This window comes from Roseomonas gilardii (assembly GCF_001941945.1).
Taxonomy (GTDB): domain Bacteria; phylum Pseudomonadota; class Alphaproteobacteria; order Acetobacterales; family Acetobacteraceae; genus Roseomonas.
Window position 1 is genome coordinate 1,995,659 of record NZ_CP015583.1, and the last position, 25,885, is coordinate 2,021,543.

The 25,885-nt window shown below is 71.3% G+C and carries 24 protein-coding genes; 10 read left to right on the forward strand and 14 right to left on the reverse strand.

The genetic code is table 11. The features are described 5' to 3' along the window. From RGI145_RS09070 to eno, 6 genes are all read right to left on the reverse strand, one after another. Complete coding sequence (locus RGI145_RS09070) at positions 1 to 477, reverse strand: GNAT family N-acetyltransferase (RefSeq protein ID WP_167668257.1); 477 nt, start codon at positions 475 to 477, stop codon at positions 1 to 3. Further along, entirely contained in the window at positions 474 to 1,853 is a 1,380-nt protein-coding gene (locus RGI145_RS09075) for a pyruvate dehydrogenase complex dihydrolipoamide acetyltransferase (RefSeq protein ID WP_075798103.1), read from the reverse strand. Before RGI145_RS09075 ends, RGI145_RS09070 begins: the two co-directional genes overlap by 4 nt. A gap of 13 nt (positions 1,854 to 1,866) precedes the next feature. After that, positions 1,867 to 3,279, reverse strand: coding sequence for a pyruvate dehydrogenase complex E1 component subunit beta (locus RGI145_RS09080; RefSeq protein WP_075798104.1), 1,413 nt, complete (start codon positions 3,277 to 3,279; stop codon positions 1,867 to 1,869). A 1-nt stretch (position 3,280) separates the two neighbouring features. Further along, entirely contained in the window at positions 3,281 to 4,207 is a 927-nt protein-coding gene (gene pdhA, locus RGI145_RS09085; RefSeq protein ID WP_418314507.1) for a pyruvate dehydrogenase (acetyl-transferring) E1 component subunit alpha, read from the reverse strand. 421 nt (positions 4,208 to 4,628) lie between these two features. Further along, positions 4,629 to 4,952: an FtsB family cell division protein gene (locus RGI145_RS09090; protein ID WP_075798106.1), complete on the reverse strand. Its 324-nt coding sequence runs from the start codon at positions 4,950 to 4,952 to the stop codon at positions 4,629 to 4,631. Between the two features lie 205 nt (positions 4,953 to 5,157). Further along, positions 5,158 to 6,438, reverse strand: a complete 1,281-nt coding sequence (gene eno, locus RGI145_RS09095) for a phosphopyruvate hydratase (protein WP_075798107.1) — start codon at positions 6,436 to 6,438, stop codon at positions 5,158 to 5,160. Positions 6,439 to 6,626: 188 nt separating this feature from the next. Here eno and RGI145_RS09100 point away from each other — a divergent pair, with 188 nt between their 5' ends. Beyond that, positions 6,627 to 7,250, forward strand: coding sequence for a YceI family protein (locus RGI145_RS09100; RefSeq protein WP_075799959.1), 624 nt, complete (start codon positions 6,627 to 6,629; stop codon positions 7,248 to 7,250). 4 nt (positions 7,251 to 7,254) lie between these two features. On the opposite strand, the gene kdsA is transcribed toward RGI145_RS09100, so the two are convergent. The 4 genes from kdsA to tpiA all read right to left on the reverse strand — a co-directional run bounded on the left by kdsA (position 7,255) and on the right by tpiA (position 11,098). Continuing rightward, positions 7,255 to 8,091 carry a 3-deoxy-8-phosphooctulonate synthase gene (gene kdsA / locus RGI145_RS09105; RefSeq protein ID WP_075798108.1) on the reverse strand — a complete coding sequence of 279 codons (837 nt, stop codon included), beginning with the start codon at positions 8,089 to 8,091 and terminating at the stop codon, positions 7,255 to 7,257. Then, the gene (locus tag RGI145_RS09110; protein WP_075798109.1) at positions 8,088 to 9,719 is read right to left on the reverse strand and encodes a CTP synthase; all 1,632 of its coding nucleotides are present in this window, start codon (positions 9,717 to 9,719) and stop codon (positions 8,088 to 8,090) included. The genes kdsA and RGI145_RS09110 overlap by 4 nt, the downstream gene beginning before the upstream one ends. 120 nt (positions 9,720 to 9,839) lie before the next feature. Further along, positions 9,840 to 10,232, reverse strand: a complete 393-nt coding sequence (gene secG, locus RGI145_RS09115; RefSeq protein ID WP_075798110.1) for a preprotein translocase subunit SecG — start codon at positions 10,230 to 10,232, stop codon at positions 9,840 to 9,842. 116 nt (positions 10,233 to 10,348) lie between these two features. After that, positions 10,349 to 11,098: a triose-phosphate isomerase gene (gene tpiA, locus RGI145_RS09120; protein ID WP_208863980.1), complete on the reverse strand. Its 750-nt coding sequence runs from the start codon at positions 11,096 to 11,098 to the stop codon at positions 10,349 to 10,351. 179 nt (positions 11,099 to 11,277) lie between these two features. Between tpiA and RGI145_RS09125 the strand changes: the two genes are divergently transcribed. From RGI145_RS09125 to lexA, 6 genes are all read left to right on the forward strand, one after another. Then, the gene (locus RGI145_RS09125; RefSeq protein ID WP_075798112.1) at positions 11,278 to 13,194 is read left to right on the forward strand and encodes a peptidylprolyl isomerase; all 1,917 of its coding nucleotides are present in this window, start codon (positions 11,278 to 11,280) and stop codon (positions 13,192 to 13,194) included. Between the two features lie 123 nt (positions 13,195 to 13,317). Continuing rightward, a complete protein-coding gene (gene trpD / locus RGI145_RS09130) occupies positions 13,318 to 14,334 on the forward strand; it encodes an anthranilate phosphoribosyltransferase (RefSeq protein ID WP_075798113.1) in 1,017 nt (338 codons plus the stop codon). 105 nt (positions 14,335 to 14,439) lie between these two features. Beyond that, the gene (gene trpC / locus RGI145_RS09135) at positions 14,440 to 15,291 is read left to right on the forward strand and encodes an indole-3-glycerol phosphate synthase TrpC (RefSeq protein ID WP_418314501.1); all 852 of its coding nucleotides are present in this window, start codon (positions 14,440 to 14,442) and stop codon (positions 15,289 to 15,291) included. Between the two features lie 77 nt (positions 15,292 to 15,368). Beyond that, positions 15,369 to 15,800: a cyclic pyranopterin monophosphate synthase MoaC gene (gene moaC / locus RGI145_RS09140; protein WP_237183253.1), complete on the forward strand. Its 432-nt coding sequence runs from the start codon at positions 15,369 to 15,371 to the stop codon at positions 15,798 to 15,800. Between the two features lie 16 nt (positions 15,801 to 15,816). Next, the gene (locus RGI145_RS09145; RefSeq protein WP_075798115.1) at positions 15,817 to 17,022 is read left to right on the forward strand and encodes a molybdopterin molybdotransferase MoeA; all 1,206 of its coding nucleotides are present in this window, start codon (positions 15,817 to 15,819) and stop codon (positions 17,020 to 17,022) included. 138 nt (positions 17,023 to 17,160) lie between these two features. Further along, positions 17,161 to 17,889 (forward strand): transcriptional repressor LexA, encoded by a 729-nt coding sequence (lexA, locus tag RGI145_RS09150; RefSeq protein WP_075798116.1) that lies wholly within the window; start codon positions 17,161 to 17,163, stop codon positions 17,887 to 17,889. Here the strand turns inward: lexA and RGI145_RS09155 are convergent. After that, complete coding sequence (locus RGI145_RS09155; protein ID WP_075798117.1) at positions 17,883 to 20,153, reverse strand: ComEC/Rec2 family competence protein; 2,271 nt, start codon at positions 20,151 to 20,153, stop codon at positions 17,883 to 17,885. The two genes, lexA and RGI145_RS09155, sit on opposite strands and share 7 nt — an antisense overlap. Before the next feature lie 152 nt (positions 20,154 to 20,305). Between RGI145_RS09155 and gltX the strand changes: the two genes are divergently transcribed. Next, complete coding sequence (gltX, locus tag RGI145_RS09160; RefSeq protein WP_075798118.1) at positions 20,306 to 21,688, forward strand: glutamate--tRNA ligase; 1,383 nt, start codon at positions 20,306 to 20,308, stop codon at positions 21,686 to 21,688. Positions 21,689 to 21,767: 79 nt separating this feature from the next. On the opposite strand, the gene dapA is transcribed toward gltX, so the two are convergent. From dapA to RGI145_RS09175, 3 genes are all read right to left on the reverse strand, one after another. Further along, positions 21,768 to 22,766, reverse strand: a complete 999-nt coding sequence (gene dapA, locus RGI145_RS09165; protein WP_075798119.1) for a 4-hydroxy-tetrahydrodipicolinate synthase — start codon at positions 22,764 to 22,766, stop codon at positions 21,768 to 21,770. A gap of 9 nt (positions 22,767 to 22,775) precedes the next feature. Then, on the reverse strand, positions 22,776 to 23,222 hold the full coding sequence (locus RGI145_RS09170; RefSeq protein ID WP_156878484.1) for a hypothetical protein: 447 nt from the start codon (positions 23,220 to 23,222) through the stop codon (positions 22,776 to 22,778). Between the two features lie 287 nt (positions 23,223 to 23,509). Then, positions 23,510 to 24,457 carry a LysR family transcriptional regulator gene (locus RGI145_RS09175; protein ID WP_075798121.1) on the reverse strand — a complete coding sequence of 316 codons (948 nt, stop codon included), beginning with the start codon at positions 24,455 to 24,457 and terminating at the stop codon, positions 23,510 to 23,512. Positions 24,458 to 24,567: 110 nt separating this feature from the next. Between RGI145_RS09175 and RGI145_RS09180 the strand changes: the two genes are divergently transcribed. Both RGI145_RS09180 and RGI145_RS09185 read left to right on the forward strand, forming a co-directional pair. Then, entirely contained in the window at positions 24,568 to 24,999 is a 432-nt protein-coding gene (locus tag RGI145_RS09180; protein ID WP_075798122.1) for a DoxX family protein, read from the forward strand. A 67-nt stretch (positions 25,000 to 25,066) separates the two neighbouring features. Beyond that, positions 25,067 to 25,873 (forward strand): DODA-type extradiol aromatic ring-opening family dioxygenase, encoded by an 807-nt coding sequence (locus tag RGI145_RS09185; RefSeq protein ID WP_075798123.1) that lies wholly within the window; start codon positions 25,067 to 25,069, stop codon positions 25,871 to 25,873. Positions 25,874 to 25,885 lie beyond the last annotated feature (12 nt).

The window sequence follows — 25,885 nt, forward strand, 5'->3', positions numbered from 1 at the left end:
TCAGGCCGCGAGGCCCCGCAGCGCCTCACCATCGAGATAGCAGCGTCTGGCGCCCGTGGCGGTCTCGGCACCGAGCCTGTCGTAGAAGGCGATGGCCGCCATGTTGTCGTCCTTCACGCCCCATTCCAGCCGGTCGCAACCCGCCGCCAGGGCACGCCGCGCGAGATCGGCGAAGATGGCGCGGCCGATGCCCTGCCCCCGGCCTGCTTTCTCGACGAAAACCGTCGTGAGGTGCATCAGGCTGCGGCCGGTGTACATGCGGAACCGGAAGGTCCAGGCGGCGAAGCCGAGCGGCACGCCGTCCCGTTCCGCGATCAGCGCCGCGGCCGCGGGCGGCGCGCCGAAGAAAGCGCGCCGCAGGTCGTCCTCCGTCGCGGTCACCCGTTCCGGCTGCCCCTCATGAGCCGCCAGCGCCCGGGTAAGGCGCAGCAGCACGGGGATATCGGCCGGAACGGCGTCCCGCAGCAGGAGGGTCACAGCATCAGGCTCAGCGGGTCCTCGACCGTCTTCTTGAAGGAGGCCAGCCATTCCGCCGCCAGCGCGCCATCGACCACGCGGTGATCGACGGAGAGCGTACAGGTCATGACCGTGGCGACCGCGAGGGCGCCGTCCTTCACCACCGGGCGCTGTTCCCCGGCGGAGACCGCCAGGATGCCGGCCTGCGGCGGGTTGATGATCGCCGCGAAGTCCTTCACCCCGAACATGCCCATGTTCGAGATGGAGAAGCCGCCGCCCTGGAACTCCTCGGGCTTCAGCTTGCCGGACTTGGCGCGGGCGGCGAGGTCCTTCATCTCGTTGGAGATGGTGGCGAGGCCCTTCTGGTCGGCCTTGCGCACGATCGGCGTGATCAGCCCCTCCGGGATCGACACGGCCACCGAGATGTCCACGTCGTCGTACTGGATGATCGCGTCGTCGGTCCAGGTCGCGTTGACGTTGGGGAACTTCCGCAGCGTCGCCGCCGCAGCCTTGATCACCAGGTCGTTGACCGAGAGCTTGAAGGCGCCCGCCCCGTCCTTCGGCGCGCGGGCATTCAGGTCGGCGCGCAGCTTCAGCAGCGCATCGAGCTGGATGTCCATCGAGACGTAGAAATGCGGGACGGTCTGCTTCGATTCCGACAGGCGGCGCGCGATGACCTTGCGCATCGAACTGTTCGGGATCGCCTTGTGCGGGGCCGTGATCGCCGGGGCCTTGGGCGCGGGCTTCGGCGCCTCGGCCTGCGGTGCGGCGGCAGGAGCGGCGGCGGGCTGGGCCGCGGCCGGCTTCGCGGCACCGCCGCCCTGAACACCGTCCTTCTGGGCCGCCTCGATATCCGCCTTCACGATCCGCCCGTTCGGGCCGGAACCCTGCACGGCGCCCAGGTCGATCCCCGCCTGCTCCGCCATGCGGCGGGCGAGCGGCGAGGCGAAGACGCGGCCGTTGGAGCCGCCGCCCGAGGACGCGGCCGGCGCGGCACTGCCCTTGGGCTGCGGCGCGGGCACCGGCTGCTCGGCGGCGCCCGCCACCTTGCCGCCGGAGTCCTTGACCGCTTCCAGCGCCGGACTGCCGGAGGGAGAGGTGTTGCCCTCCCCGCCTTTCGCCGCGCCGTTGGTGGCGCCGGAGGGCACCGCCTCGCCTTCCTCGATCATGATGCCGATGGGCGCGTTGACCTTCACGCCCTCGGAACCGTCGGGCACCAGGATCTTGCCCAGGACGCCCTCATCGACGGCCTCGAACTCCATCGTGGCCTTGTCGGTCTCGATCTCGGCGAGGATGTCGCCGGACTTGACCGTGTCGCCTTCCTTCTTGAGCCAGCGCGCCAGCGTCCCTTCCGTCATGGTCGGGGAAAGGGCGGGCATCAGGATGTTGGTGGCCATGCGGATGCGCCCCTTACTTGCGGTAGGTCACGGATTTCACCGCGTCCACCACCTGCGAGAGATGCGGCAGGGCCAGCTTCTCCAGGTTCGCGGCATAGGGCAGCGGCACGTCGGCGGCACAGACCCGGGCCGGCGGCGCGTCGAGGTAGTCGAACGCCTCCTCCATCACCCGCATCGCCACCTCGGCGCCGATGCCGGCATAGGGCCAGGCCTCCTGCACGATGACGAGGCGGTTGGTCTTCTTCACCGAGTTCACGATGGTCTCGGTGTCGAGCGGCCGCAGCGTGCGCAGGTTGATGACCTCCGCCTCGATCCCCTCGCCCGCCAGCTTCTCGGCCGCCTGCATCGCAAGGCCGACCTCGATCGAATAGGCGACGATGGTGACGTCCTTGCCCTCGCGCTCGATCTTCGCCTTGCCGATGGGCAGGACGAAGTCCTCGTCGGTCGGGCACTCGAAGGTCTGGCCGTAGAGGATCTCGTTCTCGAGGAAGATCACCGGGTTCGGGTCGCGGATCGCGGCGCGCAGCAGGCCCTTGGCATCCGCCGCGGACCAGGGCGCCATCACCACCAGGCCGGGCACGCTCGCATACCAGGCGGCATAGTCCTGGCTGTGCTGCGCGGCCACGCGGGCGGCGGCACCGTTCGGGCCGCGGAAGACGATCGGGCACTCGATCTGGCCGCCCGACATGTAGCGGGTCTTGGCGGCGGAGTTGATGATCTGGTCGATCGCCTGCATGGCGAAGTTGAAGGTCATGAACTCCAGGATCGGCTTCAGACCGTTCATGGCCGAACCCACCGCGATGCCGGTGAAGCCGTGCTCGGTGATCGGCGTGTCGATCACGCGGCGCGGGCCGAACTCGTCCAGCAGGCCCTGGGAGATCTTGTAGGCGCCCTGGTACTGCGCGACCTCCTCGCCCATCAGATAGACGCGGTCATCCGCCCGCATCTCCAGCGCCATGGCGTCGCGCAGCGCCTCGCGCACGGTGGTCGGCCTGGTCGGGCCCCAGTCCTTTTCCGGGGCGATCGGCTTGGCCGAGGCCTCGGGACGCTCGGCCGCGCCCTTTTCGGCCACCTGCTTGTGGTCCTCGGCCTGCTTCGCCGTCGCCGTTTGGGCGGCCGCCGGCGGTGCGGGCTCGGTCGGCTGGTTGCTGTCCGAACCCGGCGCGGCGGGCTTCGCGCCCTCCCCGCCGCCGTCCAGCTCCGCGATCGGGGCGTTCACGCTGACGCCCTCGGTGCCCTCGGGCACCAGGATCTTCGTCAGCTTGCCCTCGTCCACGGCCTCGAATTCCATCGTGGCCTTGTCGGTCTCGATCTCGGCGATGATGTCGCCGGAGCGGACCTCGTCGCCTTCCTTCTTCAGCCAGCGCGCCAGCTTGCCCTCGGTCATCGTGGGCGACAGGGCAGGCATCAGGAGAGTGGCACCCATCTCAGCGGCTCTCCACCATAACATCGGTCCAGAGTTCGGATTCGTCGGGTTCGGGCGAGGTCTGCGCGAACTCGGCGGCATCGGCGACGATGGCCTTCACCTCGTCGTCGATCTTCTTGGTCTCGGCCTCGTCCACGCCGAGCTCCTGCAGCCGCTTGCGCACCAGCTCGATGGCATCCTGCGTTTCGCGCATGTGCTGCACCTCGTCGCGGGTGCGGTACTTGGCCGGGTCGGACATGGAGTGGCCACGGTAGCGGTAGGTCTTCATCTCCAGCAGGTACGGGCCCTTGCCCTCGCGGCAATGGGCCACGGCGCGCTCGCCGGCCTCCTTGACCGCCAGCACGTCCATGCCGTCCACCTGCTCGCCCGGGATGCCCCAGGGCGCGCCGTTCTGCGACAGGTTCTTGGAGGCCGAGGAACGCTCGACGCTCGTGCCCATGCCGTACTTGTTGTTCTCGATGATGAAGATGACCGGCAGCTTCAGCAGCGCGGCCATGTTGAAGCTCTCGTAGACCTGGCCCTGGTTCGACGCACCCTCGCCGAAATAGGTCAGGCTGACGTTGTCGGTCTGGCGGTACCAGTTCGAGAAAGCGAGGCCGGCGCCGAGCGAGACCTGCGCGCCCACGATGCCGTGGCCGCCGAAGAAGCCCTTCTCGACGCTGAACATGTGCATCGAGCCGCCCTTGCCCTTGGAATAGCCCGTGGCGCGGCCGGTCAGCTCCGCCATCACGCCGCGCGCCTCCATGCCCGTGGCGAGCATGTGGCCGTGGTCGCGATAGGAGGTGATCACCTGGTCGCCGGGCTTCAGGCACATCTGCATGCCCACCACCACGGCCTCCTGGCCGATGTAGAGGTGGCAGAAGCCGCCGATCAGGCCCATGCCATAGAGCTGGCCGGCGCGCTCCTCGAAACGCCGGATCAGCACCATGTCGCGATAGGCCTTCAGCAACTCCTCGCGCAAGGCGGATGGATCCTTGGACTTCCCGCGGCGCTGCTTGGAGGTCGGTTCGACGCCCTGGATCATGGGGGCCCTCTCGCTGCTGTCCTGATGGGCTATCTGCCGGTATTCGCGGCGGCAGCCTCAACTTGGCAGATACGCGGGAGACGGCGCGCCCGCAAGCGCACCCAAGCAGCCGGACAGGTCGTAAGTAATTGATGCTGCATTGCAGCAGGAGATTTTTCGTCCACCTTTCCATCATTCTTCAATGAAAGGGGAAAGGCGGCCCTATCTATACATTTAAACTTCTAGATGACCGGCGCGAAGACTTGGCGGATGCCACACCATGTCTTTGTGCGACGCACAAGAGCCTTCCCGGGCGCGCCATGAGGCCCGCCCGGACGCGGATGGATCAGAACAGGCGCTCGTTGGGTCCGTAGGGGATCACGATCTCGTCCTTGCCCACGACGTTCAGCAGGGCGCGCGCCCGCTCGTCGAGCATGTCGCGATCCAGGTGTTCGGCGCGCAGCCCGGCGACCCTGCGGTCCATGGCGTCCCGCTCGGCCTCGGCGAGGCGGAGTTCGGCCCTCGCATCCTCGATCTGGGCCATGCGCACGGCCCTGGCCTCCGTGCCGCGCGAACCGCTGATCGCGTGATGGGCGAAATAGGCGCAGATGGCCAGGAAGACCGCCGGCAGCACAGCCCCCTGCAGGCGTCTCTTGATCGACTTCAACATGGTTGATCGCCCCCCCGAGCGATGAAAACCCCTCAACAGGCACGAGAAAACACTCGCACATGCAAACGTGCAAGGGATTCAAGGCGCAAGGAATGGTTTCGCGGTGCCGGTGTGTCCCCGCCGCCCTTTCCGGGAAGGACGGGCGCGGCGGCGGGGCCTGCCGGAAGGCGGTACGGGGCACCCGGAGGGGCGCCCCGCGGCGCGATCAGCCGCGCGGCAGCACGGAGCGGCCGGCGTAGCGGGCGGAGGTGCCCAGGCCGCCCTCGATGCGGATCAGCTGGTTGTACTTGGCCAGCCGGTCGGAGCGGGACAGCGAACCCGTCTTGATCTGCCCGCAATTGGTGGCCACGGCGAGGTCGGCGATGGTGGCGTCCTCGGTCTCGCCGGAACGGTGGGACATCACCGCCTTGTAGCCGGCGCGGTGGGCCATCTCGACGGCCTCCAGCGTCTCGGTCAGCGAGCCGATCTGGTTCACCTTCACCAGGATCGCGTTGCCGACGCCCTGCTCGATGCCCTGGCGCAGACGCTCCGGGTTGGTGACGAAGAGGTCGTCGCCCACCAGGTTGCACTTGGCGCCCAGCTTCTCGGTGAGGAGCTTCCAGCCCTCCCAGTCGTCCTCGGCGCAGCCATCCTCGATCGAGACGATCGGGAACTTGCCGCACAGTCCGGCCAGGTAATCGACCATGCCGGCGGCGTCGAGCTTCTTGCCCTCGCCTTCCATGTCATAGACGCCGTTCCTGAAGAACTCGGTCGAGGCGCAGTCCAGCGCGAACATGATGTCCTCGCCGACGCGATGACCGGCCGCCTCGCAGGCCTGGGCGATGAAGCCCAGCGCTTCCTCGGCCGACTTCAGGTTCGGCGCGAAGCCGCCCTCGTCGCCGACATTGGTGTTGTGCCCGGCGTCGTGCAGCTTCTTCTTCAGCGCGTGGAAGACCTCGGCGCCGATGCGGACGGCATCGGCTTCCGTGCCGGCGGAGACCGGCATGATCATGAATTCCTGGATGTCGATCGGGTTGTCCGCGTGCTGGCCGCCGTTGATGATGTTCATCATCGGCACCGGCAGGGTGCGGGCGAAGACGCCGCCGACATAGCGGTAGAGCGGCAGGCCCAGATCGGCGGCCGAGGCCTTGGCCACGGCGAGCGACACGGCCAGGATCGCGTTGGCGCCGAGGCGGCCCTTGTTGGGGGTGCCGTCGAGCTCGATCATGGTCTCGTCGATCTTGACCTGCTCGGTCGATTCCATGCCCGAGATGGCGTCGAAGATCTCGCCCTCGACATTGGCGATGGCCTTGGCCACGCCCTTGCCGCCATAGCGGGACTTGTCGCCGTCCCGCAGCTCCACGGCCTCATGGGCACCGGTCGAGGCCCCCGAGGGGACGGCGGCGCGGCCGGCGGCGCCGGAATCCAGCACCACATCGACTTCGACCGTGGGATTGCCGCGCGAGTCGAGGACCTCGCGCGCGATGATATCGGCGATGGCAGCCACGGCAGGTATCCCTCTGTTGATGTCCCGGTTATGGCGCATAGGGTGCCCTTCCGCCCAGGGCAAGGGGGGGCGGGGCCTCCACCGGAACGGGCCTGCGCCCGGGTTGACCGGATGGCGGCGGGCCTGTCCCAATGCGCGGCTTCGCGGGCCGATCGGGACCCGGCCTGGCAAGACAGGGGATGGGGAAGATGAGGCGACGCGTTCTGGCCGGGTTCCTGCTGCCCCTCCTCCTGCTGCCCGCGCTGCCCGCCCTGCCACAGGGTGTCCCCGGCATGAACCGCGACCCGATGGCGATCCGCGCGGGGCGCTACCGGCTGGATTCCACGCATGGCCGCATCACCTGGGCGGTGAACCACTTCGGCCTGTCCATCTATCGCGGGCAGATCACGGGCATCGAGGCGCGGCTGGTGCTCGATCCCGCGAACATCGCCGGCACCGTGCTGGAGGTGACGGTGCCGATCGACGGATTGCGGACCAGCGATGCGGATCTCGACCGGCACCTGCGGACACCGGATTTCTTCGACCTGTCCCGCTTCCCGCAGGCCCGCTTCGTGGCGGAGAAGGTGGAGCGGACGGGGGATCGCGGTGCCCGGGTGCATGGGCGGCTGACCCTGCACGGGGTGACGAAGCCGGTGACGCTGCGCGTCGCCTTCAACGCCGCCGGGGTGCATCCGGTGAGCAGGCTCTACACGCTGGGCTTCGACGGCAAGGCGACGATCCGGCGCTCGGAATTCGGCATGACCGGCTACCTGCCCGCCGTGGGCGACGAGGTGTCGCTGGAGCTGGAAGGGGAATTCCAGCTCCAGGAGTAGAAGGTCAGTCCGGTTTGGCGAGCCGGTCGAACGCCATCAGCCGCTCGATCAGCGCCGGCATCTCCCGGATCGGGATCATGTTCGGCCCGTCGCTGGGCGCGTGGTCCGGATCTTCGTGGCACTCGATGAAGACCGCCGCCACGCCGACCGCCACCGCCGCCCGGGCCAGGACCGGGGCGAATTCCCGCTGCCCGCCCGAGGAGGTCCCCTGCCCGCCCGGCTGCTGCACCGAATGGGTGGCGTCGAAGACCACCGGGAAGCCGGTGGCCGCCATGATCGGCAGGGCCCGCATGTCGGAGACCAGGGTGTTGTAGCCGAAGGAGGCGCCGCGCTCGCAGAGCATCACCTGGTCGTTGCCAGTGGAGGCCAGCTTGGCCGCCACGTTGCGCATGTCCCAGGGCGCCAGGAACTGGCCCTTCTTCACGTTCACCGGCTTGCCCGTCCGCCCCGCCGCCAGCAGCAGGTCGGTCTGGCGGCAAAGGAAGGCCGGGATCTGCAGGCAGTCCACCGCCTCCGCCGCCGGGGCGCATTGCGCGGGGTCATGCACATCGGTCAGCACGGGCAGGCCGGTGGCCTCCCGCACCTCGGCCAGGATGGCGAGCCCTTCCGCCATGCCGATGCCGCGGGCGGCATTGGCGCTGGTCCGGTTCGCCTTGTCGTAGGAGGACTTGTAGATCATCCCCACCCCGGCCTTCTCCGCCATCTCCCGCAGGGCATGGGCGGTTTCCAGCGCATGGGCGCGGGATTCGATCTGGCAGGGGCCGGAGATGAAGGCGAGAGGCCGGTTGTTGGCGATCTCCGCCACCCGGCTGCCCGGGGCGCCGACGCGGACGGTGATCATACGAGCCGCGCCTGCTTGACCGCCGCGCCCACGAAGCCCGCGAAGAGCGGGTGCGGGGCGAAGGGCTTGCTCTTCAGCTCCGGATGGAACTGCACGCCGATGAACCAGGGGTGGTCCGGCCGCTCCACGATCTCCGGCAGCACGCCGTCCGGCGACATGCCGGAGAAGCGGAGCCCGTGCTCCTCCAGCCGGTCGCGGTAGTTCACGTTCACCTCGAAGCGGTGGCGGTGGCGCTCGGTGATCTCGGCGGCGCCGCCATAGACCTGCCGCACCAGCGAGCCCTCGGCCAGGATCGAGGGATAGGAACCCAGGCGCATGGTGCCGCCCAGGTCGCTGGCCTCGTCGCGACGCTCGGTGACGTTGCCACGCCGCCATTCGGTCAGCAGGCCGACCACCGGCTCGGCGCAGGGGCCGAATTCGGTGGAGGAGGCCTCTTTCAGCCCGGCCTCGTTCCGCGCCGCCTCGATCACCGCCATCTGCATGCCGAAGCAGATGCCCAGGAAGGGGATCTTGTGCTCGCGGGCGAAGCGGACGGCCTCGATCTTGCCCTCCGCGCCACGCTCGCCGAAGCCGCCCGGCACCAGGATGCCGTGCACGCCCTCCAGCCGCTCCACCGCGCCATCGGTCTCGAAGACCTGGGCATCCACCCAGTCCAGCCTCACCTTGACGCCGTGCGCGATGCCGCCGTGGATCAGTGCCTCGTTCAGCGACTTATAGGCGTCCAGCAGGTTGGTGTACTTGCCCACCACCGCGACCTTCACCTCCCCCTCGGGGTGGTTGAGGCCGCGCACGATCCGCTGCCAGCGGGACAGGTCCGGCTCGCCATAGGCGGACATGTCGAAATGGCGCAGGACCTCCCGGTCCAGACCTTCCTCGTGATAGCTCAGCGGCACCTCGTAGATGCTGCTGGCATCCAGGGCCGGGATCACGCTCTCGGGGCGCACGTTGCAGAACAGCGCGATCTTGCGGCGCTCGTTGTCCGGGATCTGGCGGTCGCAGCGGCAGAGCAGGATCTGCGGCTGGATGCCCAGGCCCAGCAGTTCCTTCACCGAATGCTGCGTCGGCTTGGTCTTCAGCTCGCCGGCCGAGGGGATATAGGGCACCAGCGTCAGGTGGATGAAGAGGCTCTGCCGCTGGCCGAGCTCGTTGCCGAGCTGCCGCAGGGCTTCCAGGAAGGGCAGGCTCTCGATGTCGCCCACCGTGCCGCCGACCTCGACCAGCACGAAGTCGTAGTCCTCGGTCTCGGCCAGCACGCCGGCCTTGATGTGGTCGGTGATGTGCGGAATGACCTGGACCGTGCCGCCCAGGTAGTCGCCGCGGCGCTCCTTCGCGAGCACCTCCGAGTAGATGCGCCCGGAGGTCCAGGCATCCGCCTGGTTCGCGTGGACGCCGGTGAAGCGCTCGTAGTGGCCGAGATCGAGGTCGGTTTCCGCCCCGTCATCGGTCACGAAGACCTCGCCGTGCTGGTAGGGGCTCATCGTCCCCGGATCCACGTTGAGATAGGGGTCGAGCTTGCGCAGGCGGACCTTGTATCCGCGCGCCTGCAACAGCGCCGCGAGGGAGGCGGCGGCGATGCCCTTGCCGAGAGAGGAGACCACGCCGCCGGTGATGAAGATGAACCGCGTCATGGGAGGCCGTCATAACCCCTTTCGGGGGCGGCCGGCTACACGCATGGCACGCGGGAGGGCCATGCGCGGATCAAACCCGCGCGGGTGTTGAACCGCGCGGGCATCGGTGCAGGGGGCAGATCAGTTGTTCGGGACGGAAGGCCCGGACGGAGTCGCCGGCAGGGCGGGCAGGGCCGGCGGTGCGCCCGGCGCCGTGGAAGGCGCGGCGGGCGCACCACCGGGGGTGGCGGGCGCGCCGGCGGCCGGGGGCGGGTTGTTCAGGATCGAGCTGCCGCCGCTCTGGCTGGCGCCACGGTTGATCAGCGCCAGCGCCATGGCCAGCACCATGAAGAGCGTGGCCAGCACCGCGGTGGAGCGGGTCAGCAGGTTGGCGGTGCCGCGCCCGGTCATGAAGGCGCCCATCCCCTGGGAGGAGCCGATGCCGAGGCCGCCACCCTCGCTGCGCTGGAGCAGCACCACGCCGATCAGCGCGAGGGCGACGAAGAAGTGCAGGACGAGCAGGACGGTGGTCATGGTGCCCCGGCTTCTACCCGCCCCGCGTGGCCGTTGCTACCCCGGCCGAGCGGCCCGGCCGGGGTTTTGCGCCCAAATCCGGCCTGGGTCATCCGGCCTGGGTCATCCGGCTTGGGTCAGCCCGCCGCGCCGGCGGCGATGGCCAGGAAGTCCGCCGCCACCAGCGAGGCGCCGCCCACCAGCGCGCCATCCACATGCGGCAGGGCCAGGATCGCCTTGGCGTTGGAGGGCTTCACCGAGCCGCCGTAGAGCAGGCGGGTGCCCTGCCCCGCCTCGCCGAAGCGGGCCACCAGCTCCTGCCGCATCCGGGCATGCATGGCGGCGATGTCCGCCTCGGTGGGGGTCTTGCCGGTGCCGATGGCCCAGACGGGCTCATAGGCCACCACGCCCTTGGCCGCCGTGAAGCCGTCCGGCAGGGAGCCGGCGATCTGCCCGGCCACCACGGATTCGGCCTCCCCCGCCTCGCGCTGGGCCAGGCTTTCCCCAACGCAGACGATGGGGATCAGCCCGGCGGCGATGGCGGCCTCCGCCTTGGCCTTCACCAGCGCGTCCGTCTCGCCATGGTCGGCGCGGCGCTCGGAATGGCCGAGGATGACATAGGCGCAGCCGGCATCCGCCAGCATCGGGGCGGAAACGTCGCCGGTATGGGCGCCCTTCTCCTTGGGCGAGCAGTCCTGTGCCCCGACCGCGATGGGCTGGAAGGCGATGGCGGCGGAGGCCGCGTGGATGTGCACGAAGGGCGGGCAGACCAGCAGGTCCACGGCGCCGGTCACCTCCGCGGCCCCCTGGCGCACCGCATCGGCGAGGCCGGCGGCCTCCCGGGCGGTGCCGTTCATCTTCCAGTTGCCGGCGATCAGCGGGCGGATGCCAGGGGTCATCGAAGCCTCTCCGAATGTTTCATTCGCTCTCCCCGGCGGTATCCCGGCCGGTGGAGGTTTGGCAACTCCGCCCGCCTCCGGTAAGGCGTGCCCCCGACCCGGCGTACCGTGCCGGACCCTTCTTCTTTCGGGCGCCCCCGGGCCGCCCCAGGGACTTGCCGGACCAGATGCTCACCGCCTTCCGCCGCCTCGCCGGGACATGGTTCGCCAAGGGCCTGTTCCTGCTGCTGATCCTTTCCTTCGGCATCTGGGGGATCGAGGATGTCGTGCGCAATTTCGGCCGCGACAGCGCCGTGGCGCGCGTGGACGGACACCCGATCGAGCTGGCCGAGGCCCAGGCGGCGGCGCGGCGGCAGATGGCGCAGCTGCAGCGGCAGCTCGGCCCCGACTTCGCCATCAACGATGCCTTGCGCCAGACCGCGGCCCAGCAGGCGGTCGCGGCCCTGGTCAACCAGCGCATCGCCTCGGCGGAGTCCGACCGCATGGGCGTCGCTGCCTCCGACCAGGCGGTGCGCGACTATGTCTTCGCCATCCCGGCCTTCCAGGCGGGCGGGCAGTTCAGCCGTGCCATCTTCAACCAGTTCCTGCGCGGCAACGGGCTGGACGAGAACGGCTTCCTGGCGCTGGTGAAGCGGGAGCTGGAGCGGCAGCAGATCATCACCTCGGTCCGCGCCGGCATCCATGCCCCGGATGCGCTGGTGAAGCCCCTGCTGGCCCAGGCGGGCGAGCGCCGCGTGGTGGAGCTGGCGACCCTGCCGCTCTCGGACGCGCCGGAGCCCCCGGCCCCGACCGAGGAGCAGCTCCGCCGCTTCTGGGAGAACAACCCGCAGCAGTTCTCCACGCCGGAGCTCCGCACCGCGACCGTGGCCCGGCTGGCCGCCGAGATCGTGATGAAGGACGTCCAGGTCACGGACGAGGAAATCGCCCAGGCCTATGCCGCCGCCGGCGACCGTTTCCACACGCCGGAGCGCCGGACGCTGGAGCAGGTCCTCTTCCCCACCGGCCCCCAGGCGGAGGAAGAGGCGAAGGCCCTGGCCGCGACCTGGAAGAACGGCGCGGATTTCGCGACGATCACGGAGAAGGCCAAGGCGGAAGGCGGGCAGCCGGTGGAGCTGGGCACGCTTTCCCAGGCCGAGATCCCCGTGCCGGAACTGGTCCGCGCGGCCTTCGCCACGCCGGAGGGCGAGGTGTCGGCACCGGTGAAGTCCTCCTTCGGCTGGCACGTGCTGAAGGTGGTCAAGGTCGAGCCCCCGGCGGTGCGCGGGCTGGATCAGGCGCGCGACGAACTCCGCAACGAGCTGGCCCAGAGCAAAGCCGCCGACCTGGCCTTCGAGCGCATCAACGGCGCCGAGGACGCCCTGGCCGGCGGCGCGAAGCTGGCGGAGGCGGCGAAGCAGTTCGGCATGGAGGTCGGCACGGTGACGGTGGATGCCACCGGCCACGCCCCGGACGGACAGGCCGCCAGCCTCCCGGTGCCGGACTATGCCCGCGACGAGACCCTGGCCGCCATCTTCGCGGCGCAGCCCCGGCAGCCCGCGCGGATGGAGGAATCCAAGGCCGGGGCCGGCTTCGTGGGCGTCGAGCTGGATTCGGTTCAGCCCCCGGCCCCCCGGCCCTTCGAGCAGGTGGAGGACGCCGTCCGCGCCGCCTGGACCGAGGATGCCCGCGCCCATGCCCAGGAAGAGAAGGCGGCCGCCCTGCTCGCCGCGGTCAAGGACGGGCGCAGCCTGGAGGATGCGGCGAAGGAGGCCGGGGTGATCGCCCTGCGCAGCGATCCCTTCGGCCGCGACGGGCGCAACGAGGCCGGGCCCCGCGTGCCGCCGGAACTGCTGAACCAGATCTTCGGCACGAAGCCCAACGATGCCACCATGGTCCGCACGGCCCAGGGCTTCGCCGTGGCGCAGGTGCTGGAGGTCACGCCGGGCGACGTGGCCGATGCCTCCGCCCTGCGCGCCTTCCGCGGCCGGATCGAGAGCGGCATGGGCGACGAGCTGGAGATCCAGTACCTGAACGCCCTGCGCGACCGCACCCCGGTGCAGATCAACGAGGCGCTGCTGCCGCAGGTCGCCGGGGGGATGCCGTGATGCCGCGCGCCCCGCTTGATCACGGCGCCGGGAGGCGGAACACTGTCCGGCCATGATCCTGGCCATGATCCCCGACGCCGCCATCCCCCGCCCCCTGCCGGCCGGTCCGGGAAGGGGCCGGCCATGAGCGAGACCTCCCTCAAGCCGGTGCTGGCGCGCCTCGCCCAGGGCGAGACGCTGGACGAGGATGAGGCGGAGCGGGCCTTCGGCATCATCATGAACGGCGAGGCCACCCCGGCGCAGATCGCGGGGCTGGTGATGGCCATGCGGCTGCGGGGCGAGACGGTGGCCGAGATGGCCGGCGCCGTCCGCGCCATGCGCGCCCGCATGGTGCCCGCCGAGGTGCCGCCCGGCGCGGTGGACATCGTCGGCACGGGCGGCGACGGGGCGGGGACGCTGAACATCTCCACCGCCGCCGCCATGGTGGTCGCGGGCTGTGGCGTGCCGGTGGCCAAGCATGGCAACAAGGCCCAGTCCTCGCGCTCCGGCACGGCGGATGCCTTCTCGGCGCTGGGGGTCAATCTCGACATCCCCTTCGAGCGCATCCCGGCGGTGATCCGCGAGGCCGGGATGGTCTTCCTGATGGCGCAGCGCCATCACGCCGCCCTGCGCCACGCCGCCGGGCCGCGCGTGGAACTCGGCACCCGCACCATCTTCAACCTGCTGGGGCCGATGGCCAATCCGGGCGGCGTGACGCGCCAGATGACCGGCGCCTTCGCCCCGCAATGGCTGCGCCCGATGGCCGAGGCCCTGGGGCGCCTGGGCAGCGAGCATGCCTGGCTCGTGCACGGCCAGGGGCTGGACGAGCTGACCGTCAGCGGCCCCAGCCAGGTGGTGGAGCTGCGCGACGGGCACCTGCGGGAATTCACCGTCTCGCCGGGGGATGTGGGGCTGCCGGTCTCCCCCGTGGAGTCCCTGCGCGGCGGCGATCCGGAGCGCAACGCGGCGGCGCTGCTGGCGCTGCTGGACGGTGTCGCCAGCCCCTATCGCGACTGCGTGGTTCTGAACGCGGCCGCCGCCCTTGTGGTGGCGGGCCGGAGCGACGATCTGCGCGAGGCGGCCCGGATGGCCGCCGCATCCATCGACCAGGGCGCCGCGCGCGGCGTGCTGGAGCGCCTCCGCACCGCCACCGCACCCTGACCACCCCCGCCCCCGCGCGCCCCGGTTCGTGCAGACCCTTCCATGCAACCCGGGCGGCGGCCGGAACTTGACGAGGCGGCGTCATACGCCGCAGGAAACCGTTCCATGGACCAAGCCTCAACGCTCGCGGCCCCCGAGACCCGCAGTGCCGCCAACCGCGACATGCCCGACATCCTCGCCCGGATCATGGCCGAGAAGGCCGTGGAGGTGCAGGCGCGGATGCACGAGATCTCCCGGTCCGAGATGGAACGGCGCGCCACCGCCGCCCCGGCACCGCGCTCCTTCACCGGGGCGCTGTGCAAGTTCCTGGGCGAGGGCCGCACCGGCCTGATCGCCGAGATCAAGCGCTCCTCCCCCTCCGGTGGGCTGATCCGCCAGGATTTCTCCCCCGCGAAGCTGGCCCGGGCCTATTGCGATGCCGGCGCCGCCTGCCTGTCCGTTCTCACCGATGCGCCGCATTTCGGCGGCTCCCTCGAATACCTCGCCGAAGCGCGGGCCGCCTGCGAGCTGCCGGTGCTGCGCAAGGACTTCATGCTCGACCCCTATCAGGTCCTTGAGGCGCGGGCTGCCGGGGCCGACTGCATCCTGCTGATCATGGCCGCCATCACCGACGAGCAGGCTCATGCGCTGGAGGACACGGCGCGCAGCCTGGACATGTCCGTGCTGGCCGAGGTCCATGACGAGCGCGAGCTGGACCGGGCCCTGGGGCTGGAGACACGGCTGATCGGGGTGAACAACCGCGACCTGCGCACGCTGCGGACGGATATCGCGGTGACGGAGCGCCTCGCCCCGCTGATCCCCGCCGACCGCATCCCGGTCGGCGAGAGCGGCATCCGCACGCCCGACGACGTGCGCCGCATGGCCGCCGCCGGGGCGCGCTGCCTGCTGGTCGGGGAACACCTGCTGCGCCAGCCGGATGTGGGAGCGGCGGCCCGGGCGCTGATCGAGGCCGGTTGAGCGGCGACGAGCCGGAAGGCCCCGCAAGGGATAGCCAGGGGCCCCTCACCCATTTCGACGCGGCCGGAAAGGCCGCGATGGTCGATATCTCGGCCAAGGCGGTCACCGAGCGTCGCGCCACCGCGCGTGGCCGCGTGGTGATGCGGCCGGAAACCCTGGTGCTGATCCGCGAGGGCCGTGCCGGCAAGGGCGACGTGCTGGGCGTGGCGCGGCTCGCCGGCATCATGGCCGCCAAGCGCACCGCCGACCTGATTCCGCTCTGCCACCCCCTGCCCCTCACCTCCGTGAAGCTCGACCTGGAACCGGTGGAGCCCGATACGGTGGAGATCGCCGCCACCGTCTCCACCGCCGGGCGCACCGGGGTGGAGATGGAGGCGCTGACCGCCGCCACCGTGGCGGCCCTGACCGTCTATGACATGTGCAAGGCGGTGGACCGGGGGATGCGGATCGAGGCGGTGCGCGTGGTGCACAAGTCGGGCGGCAAGTCCGGCACTTTCGAGGCCGACTGAAAGGGTTCCAGCGAGGATGATCCCGGTTTCCGAGGCGCTGCGGCGAATCCTGGATGCGTTGTCCCCCGTCCCGGCGGAGACGGTCAGCCTGCCGGAAGCCTGGAACCGTGTCCTGGCCGCGCCCGTGGCGGCACGCCTGACCCAGCCGCCCGCTGACGTCTCGGCCATGGACGGCTATGCCGTGCGGGCCGCCGAGGCGGTGGAGGGTGCCACCCTGGCGGTAACCGGGGCCGCGCCGGCGGGCCATCCCTTCGCCGGCACGGTCGGGCCGGGCGAGACGGTCCGGATCTTCACCGGCGGCTTCGTGCCGGAAGGGGCGGACGGCATCCTGCTGCAGGAGGACGCCACCGCCGAGGGCGACCGCGTCACCGTGCGGGAAACCGTGCGCCCCGGGCGCTGGATCCGGCGGCGCGGGCTGGACTTCGCCGTTGGAGAGGAACTGCTTTCCCCCGGGCGGCAACTCACGGCGCGGGATATCGGCCTCGCCGCCGCCGCCAACCATGCCTGGCTGACCGTGCACCGCCGGCCCCGGATCGGCATCCTGGCCACGGGCGACGAGATCGCCCTGCCCGGCGACCCGCTGCCGCCGGGCGGCATCGTGTCCTCCAACGCCCATGCCCTGGCCGCCCTGGTGCGCGGCGCCGGGGGCGACCCCGTGATCCTGCCCATCGTCGGGGATGATTCCGCGGCCATCGCCATGGCGGCCGCGGCGGCGGAAGGCTGCGACCTGCTCGCCACCACAGGCGGTGCCAGCGTCGGGGAGCATGACCTCGTGCAGTCGGCACTGGGGCCGCAGGGCTTCGCGCTGGATTTCTGGCGGATCGCCATGCGTCCCGGCAAGCCGCTGATCTGGGGGCATCTGCGCGGCGTGCCGCTGCTCGGCCTGCCGGGCAACCCGGTCTCGGCGCTGGTCTGCGGCGTGCTGTTCCTGCGCCCGGCCATCGCGCGCCTCTCCGGCCTGCCCGCCGGCCCCGCGCCCACCCGGCTGGCCCGGATCGGACGCGACCTGCCGGAGAACGACCGGCGGGAGGACTATCTGCGCGCGAGCCTGGAGGCCACGGGCGCGGACCTGCCCGTCGCCACCCCCTTCGCCGCGCAGGACAGCTCGATGCTCAAGACCCTGGCCCGTGCCGATGCGCTGGTGCTGCGGGCGCCGCACGCCCCGGCCCTGGCGGCGGGCGGGACGGTGGAAATCATCGACCTCGCGGCGCTCGGGGTCTGAACCGGCCCCTCCCTGACCCTTCCGTGATGGCGGAACACCTGTGGAATCCGGGGATAAACTTGACGACAAGCCAGGAACTTATCTAGAACAAGCAGATAACGTTTCCTCTTTGTTCGCCGCCCGGTTGGGAGATGCGCCATGCTAACGCGGAAGCAGCACGAGCTTCTCGTCTTCATCGACCGGCACCTGCGCCAGACCGGCTTCTCGCCCTCTTTCGAGGAGATGAAGGAGGCCCTCAACCTGCGCTCGAAGTCCGGCATCCACCGCCTGATCACGGCGCTGGAAGAACGCGGCTTCCTCAAGCGCCGCGCGCACCGGGCCCGGGCGCTGGAGGTGGTGCGGCTGCCCGACAGCCTCGCCCCCGGCAAGACGCCGTCCCGCGCGGCAGCGGCGGGCCCCGCCGGATCGTCCGGTGGCGCCTCCAACGTCATCCGTGGCAACTTCGCGCCGAACCTGGCGGGGGTGCCCTCCCCGGCCGAGCACAGCGTCGTGCAGCTCCCGCTCTATGGCCGCATCGCCGCCGGCCAGCCGATCGAGGCGCTGCGCGACACCGGCGGCAGCGTGGAGGTCCCGGCCTCGCTGCTCACGGGCGGCGAGCACTATGCGCTGGAGGTCTCCGGGGATTCGATGGTCGAGGCCGGAATCCTCGACAGTGACACGGTGATCATCCGCCGGGGCGATACGGCCGAGAACGGCACCATCGTCGTGGCACTGGTGGACGATGCGGAGGTCACGCTGAAGCGCCTCCGCCGCAAGGGCAATTCCATCGCCCTGGAGCCCGCCAATGCCAGCTACGAGACGCGGATCTTCGGCCCCGACCGGGTGAAGGTCCAGGGCACGCTGGTCGGGCTGCTGCGCCGCTACTGATCCTCGCCGGGGAGTTCTTCCGGCGGCTCCGCGGGTTCGGCGGCCATGTCCGGCCCGCCTTCATCCTCCCTGGCCGGGGCCTCGCGCGGCCTCGGCTTCGGGACAGGCGGCACCCAGGGGCGCTCGCCCCGCAGCATCCGGTCCGAAACCACCCTTGCCCCGTCGGGGGCCAGGAACACGGCCTGGGCGCCGTCGCGCCAGACGCTGAAACGGTCCACCACCAGCGGCGAGGTCCGGCCGGCACGGCAGCGGCCCCGGATCGGCTCGGCCGAGACCAGCGCCGCGACGCTGTCGCACCAGGGCTCCATCCGGATCGGCGGCGGCGCCACGCCCCGGCGCGTCTTCACCTTGCGCAACAGGGCGATCGCCGGCCCCCCCGGATGGGGCCGCAGTAGGCAGTGGCCGGCGGCGCAGCTCAGCCCGGCCGCCACGTTCTCCCCTTCCTCCGGCAGCGGCGCGAAGCCCGCCTCCCCCCAGTCGCGCAACCAGCTGTCACGGGTGAAGCCGTTGCTGCCCGAGCCACGCGCCAGGAAGACGCCTTCGGGGCTGCGATAGGCGATCAGCCGCGCATCGGCCGAGACCAGCAGGTCGGGCCGCGGCACCAGCGGGGCGGAGAACAGGCCGAACAGGATCAGCGGCACCCCCGCCCAGCGCCAGCGCGTGCGCCAGAGGCAGAGCCAGATCATCCCGAAGCTCGCCAGCAGCAGGCCCCAGGCGGGAATCGGCGGCGCGATGGCGGTGGCGCCGGGCCAGGACGCGACGCGGCGGGCCGTGGCCAGCACGAGGTCGGTGCCCCAGCCCATCGGCACCAGCGCCAGCCATTCCAGGCGGAAGGGCATCAGCAGCACCGCCAGCATCCCCGCCGGCATCACCAGCAGCGACGTCACCGGCACCGCCACCGCATTCGCCACCACGCCATAGAGCTGGAGCCGGCCGAAATGGTGCAGGCCATAGGGCGTGGTGGCCAGCCCGGCGAGCAGCGAGGTGAGGGTCAGGCCGAGCACCGCCACCAGCCCCCGCCGCCAGGCCTCGCCCTGCCCCCGCAGGCGGTCCAGCGGCCCGCGCATCGCCTCCCACCCCGCGATCAGCGCCAGCACGGCGGCGAAGCTCATCTGGAAGGAGGGGCCGAGCAGCGCCGCCGGCTGCCAGGCCAGCACCAGCGCGGCGGCCAGGGCCAAGGCGCGCAGCGACACCACCCGCCGCCCCAGCAGCACCGCCACCGTGGCCAGGGCGGCCATGGCCAGGGAACGCAGCATCGGCACCTGCGATCCGGTGAGCACCGTATAGGCCGTGCCGAGCAGCAGCCCCGCCGCGGCCGCCACGGACTTGCTGTCCGCCCGCAGGGCCAGGGGCGGCACCAGCGCCACCAGCAGCCGCACCACGCTCATCCCCAGGCCGATCACGATGGCCACGTGCAGGCCGGACACGGAGAGCAGATGGGCGAGGCCGCTGTCGCGCATCGCCGCCACGGCCTCGTCCGGGATGGGCGTCTGGCTGCCGGTGAGCATGGCGCTGGACACGGTGCTCGTCGCACCGCTGCCAAGCACGGCGAGGACGCGCTGTTCCAGCAGGCTCCGCAGCCCGGAGAAGCCGCTCCCGCCCGGTGAGGACGGCGCCGCCTCCAGCCGCTCCACGGGCGCCAGGGCCGAGGCGCTGCCGGCACTGCCGTCGAAGAAGGCGGATCGCTGGTAGTCCCAGGCACCGGGGGCCGAGGGCGGCGGCGGCGGCCGCAACAGGGCGCGCACCCGCAGCCGGTCGCCCGGCGAGATCGGCGTCTCGTCGCCCTTCTTCAGCCGGAGGCGCAGGCTGCGCTCCAGCGCCGGCTGTCCCTCGCCGGGGGTCGCCCCGGTCAGCAGGACGCGTCTTCCGCCCGGCAGGCGTTCGACCGAATCCACGCTCCCCACCAGGATCACCGCCCGGCGCGGCAGGTCCGGCACGGGCGGCAGGCTGACCCGGGCCCAGAGGGCGATGGAGAAGCCCAGCGCGACGGTCCCGGCCAGGCCCAGCAGCAGGGCGGGCAGCGGCGCCCGCCGACGCAGCCAGAGCGCCGGGAGCAGCAGGGGCGCGGGCAGCCACAGCCAGGCCTCGGAAGGTTCCCGCGACAGGGCGAAGTACAGGAGGATCCCGGTGCCGAGGGCGACGGCGAACCAGGGTGGCACGCGACTCCACTCGGCCTGCAACAGGGCCTGGAACCCGTCGCGCAGGCGCGTGGCGAGGCCGGTCCGGGCCTGCCGGTCCGGGGCGAGGAGAAAGGTGGAGGACAACAACCCAAGGTTGTTTCATTCCGGGTCAGAGCGCAACTCTCCGTGATCGGATCACCTCCGGCCCGGCCCAGGGCCGTCACGTCCGCGCCGCATTCCAGCGACAGCGGCGCGCCGTCTTCAAACCCGTCCGGACAGGGTGCTAATCAGCCGGAATGACCGTCCGCACGCGCTTCGCGCCCTCCCCCACGGGCTACCTCCATATCGGGGGCGCCCGCACCGCCTTGTTCAACTACCTCTTCGCCAAGCACCATGGCGGGCAGTACCTGCTGCGCATCGAGGACACGGACAAGGCACGCTCCACGCCGGAAGCGGTGCGGCAGATCCTGGAAAGCCTGGAATGGCTCGGCCTCTCGCCCGACGAGCCGCCGGTGATGCAGTCGGCCCGCGAGGCGCGGCACGCCGAGGTGGCGCGGCAGCTCCTGGCCGAGGGCAAGGCCTATCTCGCCTTCGACACGGCCGAGGAACTGGCCGCGATGCGCGAGCAGGCGATGAAGGAGGGCCGCCCGCCCCGCTACGATGGCCGCTGGCGCGACCGCGACCCGTCCGAGGCGCCGCCGGGCATGGCCGGTGCCGTGCGCATCAAGGCGCCGCGCGAAGGGGAGACGGTGATCCGCGATCTCGTGCAGGGCGAGGTCCGGGTGAACAATGCCGAGCTGGACGACATGATCATCCTGCGTTCGGACGGCACGCCGACCTATCAGCATGCCGTGGTGGTCGATGACCACGACATGGCGATCACGCATGTGATCCGCGGCGACGACCACCTGACCAACACCTTCCGCCAGATCATGATCTATGACGCGATGGGCTGGGACCGGCCGGACTTCGCGCATATCCCGCTGATCCATGGCGCCGACGGGGCGAAGCTGTCCAAGCGCCACGGCGCGGTGGGCGCGCTGGAGTTCCGCGACCAGGGGCTGCTGCCGGAGGCGGTGTGCAACTATCTGCTTCGCCTCGGCTGGGGCCATGGCGACGAGGAGATCGTGCCGCGCGACCGCGCCATCGCGCTCTTCGAGCTCAGCGATGTGGGCCGCTCGGCCAGCCGCATGGACTATACCAAGCTGGCGCATGTGAACGGCGTCTATATCCGCGATGCCGATCCCGACCGGCTGGCGCGGGAGGTGATGGCGCGCCTCGCCCGGCGGGGCCTGCCGATCGACGACACCGGCGCGGCACGGGTCCGCGCCCTGGTGCCCAGCCTGCAGCCCCGCGCCCGCACGCTGGAGGAGATGGCCGACGGCGCCGCCTTCGTGCTGGAGCGTCCCGAGCCCGACGCGAAGGCGGCCGGGCAGCTCACCGGGGAATCGCGGGAGCGGCTCGCCATCCTGGCCGGGGCGCTGGAGACGGTGGCCTGGGACGGCCCGGCGCTGGAAACGCTGCTGCGCGAGCAGGCCGAGGCGCAGGCCGTGAAGCTCGGTGCCCTGGCGCAGCCGCTGCGCGCGGCGCTGACCGGGCGCACCCAGTCGCCGCCGATCGACGCGGTGCTGCTGGCCCTGGGCCGCGAGGAGAGCCTGCGCCGCATCCGGGCCGCCTGAACCGCGCCATCCCTCCCGCCCCTCTGCCGGGAGGGATGGCGCGCCCGTGTGTGTGGCAGGCCCCCGCGCAGCCTCGCTCCTAGTGGAGCCTGCCGATGCCCGCATCCCCGCCCGGATGGACGGGGCAGGACGCCGGGAAAGGCATGTCCCCGGCCGCGAGCAGTTCCTCGTGCGGAAGAAGCGCGCCGAGGAGCCGCTCCACCACCATCCGGGTTTCCGCGCGGGCGCGGATCAGGGGCAGGCGCGGCCGGCTGTCGGATAGCCGCAGCCTCTCCAGCCCCGCCTTCAGGAGCACAGGATTGCTTTCCGCGAAAAGCGCCTCGTGCAGCGGTGAAAGGCTCTGGTGCAGCGCGGCGAGCATCCCGGTGTCACGGGCCGTCCAGGCCCGGTACTGGGCGGTGCAGAGCGCCGGCAGCAGGTTGGCGGTGACCGAGATGCACCCCGCCCCGCCCGCCAGCAGATGCGGCACGGCGGTGGCGTCGTCGCCCGAGAACTGCGGGAAATCCCCGCCGCAGAGTCGGCGCAGCCGCGCCGGGCGGCCGATATCCGCCGTGGCGTCCTTGAAGGCCTGGACCAGCCCGTCGTCGCGCAGGGAGGCCACGGTCTCGTCGGCGATGGCGACACCCGTCCGCGATGGCACGTCATAGAGGATGAGCGGCAGGCCGCTGACGGCGGCCACGGCCCGGATATGGGCGCGGATGCCATCCTGGCTTGGCCGGATATAGGGCGGAGCGGCACAGAGCAGGCCCGTCGCGCCGCCCCGGGCTGCGGTGGCGGCGAGTTCCACCGCGGCCTGGGTGCAGCCGCCGCCGATGCCGGCGACCACCTCCGCCCGGTGGCCGACCGCCTCGGACACGACGCGCAGCGCCCTGGCCTGCTCGACAGGCGTCATCGCGGCCGCCTCGCCGGTGCTGCCGCAGACCACCACGGCGGAGGCGCCGCGCGTGACGCAGCGTTCCGCCAGCCGGGCCAGGGCCGCTTCGTCCAGCTCCCCGTCGCCGGGGCGGAAGGGCGTGGCCAGGGCTGGAATCCAGCCCTCCAGACGGGGCAGGAGATGTGCTGAGGCTTGACGCATCATCGTCATTCCTCAGCGGACCGGCGGACGGCCTGACAGCGGCGTGTGCAGGCGGCAGGTCACCACCACCGCACCATCCGGCCCGGACGCGGCATGCACGGCCCTGAAGCCATCGCTGCGCAGGCGCCGGACCAGGGAGAGGGCCGCGCTCCGCGCCTTTTCGCCGAGCAGGCGCAGGGCCAGGCGGCCACCGGACGCGCCATCGGCCAGGGCGTGGCGGGCGGACCGGGCCACCGACAGGGCCTCGTCCTCGCTGTGCAGGTGGGGCGCCACCACGACCTCGGCCGCGGCGGGATACGCCGGGGGGTCGGTGAGGCATGTGGCCGAACGGCAGCCCCGGCGCACCGTGGCACAGAGCAGATCCGCGCTGCTGCCGCCGATGATCAGCACGCGGTCATGCGGCTGTGTCTCCACCGCGTCGAGCAGATCGCCGGCCGGCGCCGCGCCGGGAGCGATCATGCGCCGCAGCCGCGCGGGACGGCTGAGCAGAGCCAGGGGAAGCGGAGCCTCCGGGCGCGTGGAAGCCTGGGAGGGCCGGGGCGCGGGCGCCGCCATGCGTGTGTTTGGCATGAGGGAAGAATAGGTCTGGCTGCGTAAAGACGATATTCGCCGCATGGGCTGCCCGCATAAAGAACACGTAAAAACCGCGATGCGAATGAGCCACGCCACCAAGTCATCTGCCGGATGCGTCATTTGGGGACGCGAGCAAACCGCCGGCACCCGGTGCCGTCTTTTTCCGGGTGGGTTCAGTCCACTATCGGCGGCAGGTTCCGCTCCCAGGGTGGCTCAGGCACCCAGGCCCGGGCCAGGAAATCGACCATGGCCCGTGTCTTGGCGGGCGCCTGCCGCCCCGCCCCCGCCGGCAGGGGTGGCTGCACCGCATGGATGCCAAGCCAGCCCATGGGGGGATGGTCCAGCGCGATCCCGACCAGCCGGCCATCCCGCAGGGCCTCGTCCAGCAGGAAGACCGGCTGGTAGATCAGCCCCTGCCCGGCGATCGCCGCCTCGCGCAGCGCATCGCCGTTGTTGGCGCGGAGGCTGCCGCCGACCGGCACCGAGACCTCCCCGCGCGTGCCGAACACCCAGCGTTCCGCTCCGACCGCCTCCGACAACGTGTAGCCGAGGCAGGCATGGCGCCGCAGTTCCTCCACGCGCGCAGGGATGCCCCGCGCTTCGAGGTAGGAGGGAGCGCCGCAGACGATCATGCGGACCGGCGCCAGGCGCCGCGCCACCAGGCTGCTGTCGCCCAGGCGGCGGATGCGGATGGCGAGGTCCCAACCCTCCTCCACCAGATCCACCAGACGGTCGTTCAGGCCCAACTCCACGGTCACGCGCGGATGCAGGCGGCCGAACGCCGCCAGCAGGGGCGCCACATGCCGCGTGCCGAAGGAGACCGGTGCGTTCAGCCGCAGCAGGCCGCGCGGCTCCAGCCGGTCGGCGGAAACGGCGCGCTCGGCCTCCTCGATCTCCGGCAGCAGGCGCAGGCAGGAATCGAGGAAGCTACGCCCGGCCTCGGTGAGGGAGAGCCGGCGGGTGGTGCGGTGGAGGAGCCGCACACCCAGGCGTTCCTCCAGCGCCGCGACATGCTTGGTCACCATGGTCTGGGAAAGGCCGAGGGCGCGGGCGGCGGCGGAGAAGCTGCCCATCCCAGCCACCCGGGCGAAGACCTCCATCCCCGTCACGCGGTCCAGCATGGATCTCACTCTCCTGGTATGAAGTGAGTTCCGGAATAGCGGGATTATCGCACGGCTGGCGAGGGTGCATCTCCCCCGGCAACGATCCTCCAACGGAGACCCCTCCCCTGATGACCGACGCCCGCACCGCCCCCTGGGCCGCCCTCCTGCTCCGGCTATCGCTCGGCGTGCTGTTCCTGGCCCATGCCGGGCTGAAGATCTTCGTCTTCACCCCCGCCGGCACGGCCGCCTTTTTCGGCAAGCTCGGCCTGCCGCCGGCGCTCGCCTATGCCACCATGACTGTCGAGGTGCTCGGCGGCGTGGCGCTGATCCTCGGCGTCTGGGCCCGCCTGGCGGCGCTGGTGCTGATCCCCGTCCTGCTCGGCGCCATCTTCAGCGTGCACGGCGCCAACGGGTTCTTCTTCACCAATGCCGGCGGCGGCTGGGAATTTCCCGCCTTCTGGGCCCTGGCCCTCTTCGCCCAGGCCCTGCTGGGCGATGGCGCCCTGGCGCTGAAGCCGACCCCGCTGCCCGCCGCGGCGCGCCTGCCGGCGCATGCCTGATGAAACGGGGGTGCGGGCTGCCTTCCCCGGCGGCCCGTCCCCCACGGATACGGAGACACGGATCATCATGACCACCCCTGCCCCCCGCCAGCCCGTGATCTTCATCCCGCATGGCGGCGGCCCCTGCTTCTTCATGGACTGGCCGAAGACCTGGGACCGGATGGCGGAGCACCTGCGCGGCATCCCGCAGCGCCTGCCCGCGCGGCCGAAGGCCATCCTGGTCGTGTCTGGCCACTGGGAAACGGCGATGCCCACCGTCACCACCGGCACGCGGCCGCCGCTGATCTTCGACTACTACGGCTTCCCGCCGCATACCTACGAGCTGCGCTACCCGGCCCCCTGTTCGCCGGAACTGGCGGCGCGGGTGCGGGAGCTGCTGGGGCAGGCCGGGATCGAATCCGCCGGAGATGACGCGCGCGGCTTCGACCATGGCGTCTTCATCCCGTTCCTGCTGGCCTTCCCGGAGGCCGAGATCCCGGTGGTGGAACTGTCCGTGCGCGACGATCTGGACCCGGCGGAGCATCTCGCCCTGGGCCGGGCACTGGCGCCGCTGCGGGACGAGGGCGTGCTGATCGTGGCGACCGGCATGACCTATCACAACCTGCGGCACTTCATGCGGCCGGATGGCGTGAACGACGAGGTCTCGGTGGTCTTCGACGACTGGCTCGGAGAGGCCGTGACCGCGGCGCCCGCGCAGCGCGACCGGCTGCTGCTGGGGTGGGAACAGGCCCCCGGCGCCCGTGCCTGCCACCCGCGCGAGGAGCACCTGATCCCGCTGCTCTTCGCCGCGGGAGCCGCCGGGGAGGATATCGGCCAGCGCGACTACCACGACCGGGTGATGGGCAAGGCGCTGTCCGGCTTCCGCTTCGGGTGAGCGGGCTGGGGG